Annotated in this window: 2 protein-coding genes and 1 pseudogene; 2 read left to right on the top strand and 1 reads right to left on the bottom strand. The window is 59.2% G+C overall.

Going from position 1 to position 2,644, the window contains the following annotated elements:
• Nucleotides 1-647 (bottom strand): YggS family pyridoxal phosphate-dependent enzyme (locus RI563_RS12185; RefSeq protein WP_310694656.1); only part of this gene is annotated, 647 nt, incomplete at its 3' end.
• Between the two features lie 157 nt (nucleotides 648-804).
• On the opposite strand from RI563_RS12185, the gene RI563_RS12180 reads away from it, so the two are divergent.
• Nucleotides 805-1,842 (top strand): type IV pilus twitching motility protein PilT, encoded by a 1,038-nt coding sequence (locus RI563_RS12180; protein ID WP_310694655.1) that lies wholly within the window; start codon nucleotides 805-807, stop codon nucleotides 1,840-1,842.
• Between the two features lie 47 nt (nucleotides 1,843-1,889).
• Nucleotides 1,890-2,644: pseudogene (locus tag RI563_RS12175) on the top strand (PilT/PilU family type 4a pilus ATPase); the annotation flags it as partial.

The following is a 2,644-nucleotide window of genomic DNA, read 5'->3' as shown; positions in this document are numbered from 1 at the left end:
ACCATCGTACTGCCCTCGGCGATGGCGGCTTCCATGTCGCCGGTCATACCCATCGACAGGGTATCCAGCGCGAGTCCCTCGGCGTTGAGTTGGTCGTACAGTTCGCGCAAGCGGCGAAACGGGATCCGTTGCTGTTCGAACGCCGTGGTCCGGGCGGGGATGGTCATCAGGCCGCGCAGCTGCAGGTTGGGCAGCCCGGCGATGGTTCGGGCCAGCTCGAGGGCTTCATCCGGGGCGGTGCCGGATTTGCTCGCCTCGCCGGAGGTATTGACCTGCAGGCAGAGGTTGAGTGATGGCAGGTGGGACGGGCGCTGTTCGCTCAGGCGCCGGGCGATCTTGAGCCGCTCCACGCTGTGCACCCAGGCGAAATGCTCGGCGATCTCGCGGGTTTTGTTGGACTGGATGGGGCCGATGTAGTGCCACTCGATGGACTCGTCGGCCAGTTCGGCGATCTTGGGCAGGGCGTCCTGCAGGTAATTCTCGCCGAAACAGGTCTGCCCCGCAGTCAGTGCCGCGCGCAGATCGGCGACCGGGCGGGTTTTGCTCACTGCCAGCAGCCGGACCGAGCCGGGCGCCCGTCCTGCCTGCTGTTCGGCTTGTGTGATTCGTGCCCGAACCTGTTCGAGCCGTTGCGCTATGCTGTTCATCTTGCCTCGCGGGCGGTGCGGCGGTAGGTTAGTCGTCTGTACTGAATTCAGGATATTCAGGATTAAGAATTCGGGCGGACTACCGATAACCGAAAATGTCTGCTATCAAAGTTCGATTTGTATCATAACAACGATTTAATTAAAGAGTGACTGCCTGATGGACATAACCGAACTGCTGGCCTTTGGCGTAAAAAACGGCGCCTCGGATCTTCACCTGTCCGCCGGACTGCCGCCCATGATTCGCGTCGACGGGGACGTGCGGCGTATCAATATCCCGGCCATGGAACACAAGACCGTGCACTCGCTGGTGTACGACATCATGAACGACAAGCAACGCAAGGATTTCGAGGAATTTCTGGAGACCGACTTTTCCTTTGAAATCCAGGGCCTGGCCCGTTTTCGTGTCAACGCCTTCAATCACAACCGCGGTGCGGCGGCGGTGTTCCGGACCATCCCTTCCAAGATTATGACCCTGGAGGAACTCAACTGCCCCGCCGTGTTCAAGGATGTCTCCGACAACGCGCGCGGCATCGTGCTGGTCACCGGCCCGACCGGTTCCGGTAAATCCACCACCCTGGCGGCGATGGTCGATTACAAGAATGAGAACGACTATGGTCATATTCTGACCATCGAGGACCCGATCGAGTTCGTCCACGAATCCAAAAAGTGCCTGGTCAATCAGCGCGAGGTCCATCGTGACACCCTTGGCTTCAGCGAGGCGCTGCGCTCGGCGTTGCGTGAGGATCCGGACATCGTCCTGGTGGGCGAGCTGCGCGATCTGGAAACCATTCGCCTGGCCCTGACCGCTGCCGAAACCGGTCATCTGGTGTTCGGCACTCTGCACACCAGTTCGGCGGCCAAGACCATCGACCGTATCATCGACGTGTTCCCGGCGGCGGAAAAAGGCATGGTTCGTTCCATGCTCTCCGAGTCGCTGCGCGCGGTTATCGCCCAGACCCTGCTCAAGAAAATCGGTGGCGGCCGGGTGGCGGCCCACGAGATCATGATCGGCACCTCCGCCATTCGTAACCTGATTCGCGAGGACAAGGTGGCGCAGATGTACTCCGCCATCCAGACCGGCCAGCAGTATGGCATGCAGACGCTCGATCAGAACCTGCACGAGCTGGTCCAGCGCGGCGTGGTCAGCAAGCAGGAAGCGCGCGTCAAGGCGGCCAACAAGGAAACTTTCGATTAAACTAGTGTAATCCGGCACAACCGGAAGACTGACACGAGGTCGGCGTCATGGATTTTGAATCGTTACTGAAACTGATGGTGCACAAAAACGCCTCGGACCTGTTCATTACCGCGGGCGTGGCACCGAGTATGAAGGTCAATGGCAAAATCATGCCCGTGACCCAGGCGACCCTGACCCCCGGGCAGGCCGAGGAACTGGTCATGGGAATCATGAGTGAGGCGCAGAAAAAGGAGTTCCAGGAGCACAACGAGTGTAATTTCGCCATTTCCGCCTCCGGTATCGGACGCTTTCGTGTCAGCTCCTTTCGTCAGCGCAATCACGCCGGCATGGTATTGCGCAAAATCGAGGTCACTATCCCGACTTTCGAGGACCTGAAATTGCCGCCGATTCTGCGTGATATCGCCATGACCAAGCGCGGTCTGGTCATCTTCGTCGGCGGGACCGGCTCCGGTAAATCCAGCTCCCTGGCGGCCATGGTCGGCTATCGCAACAAGAACAGCACCGGCCATATCATTACCATCGAAGATCCGATCGAGTTCATTCATCACCACCAGGGTTGCATCGTTACCCAGCGCGAGGTGGGCCTGGATACCGAAAGTTTCGAAGTCGCCCTGAAAAATACGCTGCGCCAGGCGCCGGATGTGATTCTGATCGGCGAAATCCGTTCGCGCGAAACCATGGAACACGCCATCGCTTTCGCCGAAACCGGCCACCTGTGTCTGGCCACCCTGCATGCCAACAACGCCAACCAGGCGATGGATCGTATCGTCAACTTCTTCCCGGAAGATCGTTTCAACCAGCT

This window comes from Thiohalophilus sp. (assembly GCF_031581315.1).
Taxonomy (GTDB): domain Bacteria; phylum Pseudomonadota; class Gammaproteobacteria; order UBA6429; family Thiohalophilaceae; genus Thiohalophilus.
This window is presented reverse-complemented; position numbering and strand designations above follow the sequence as displayed.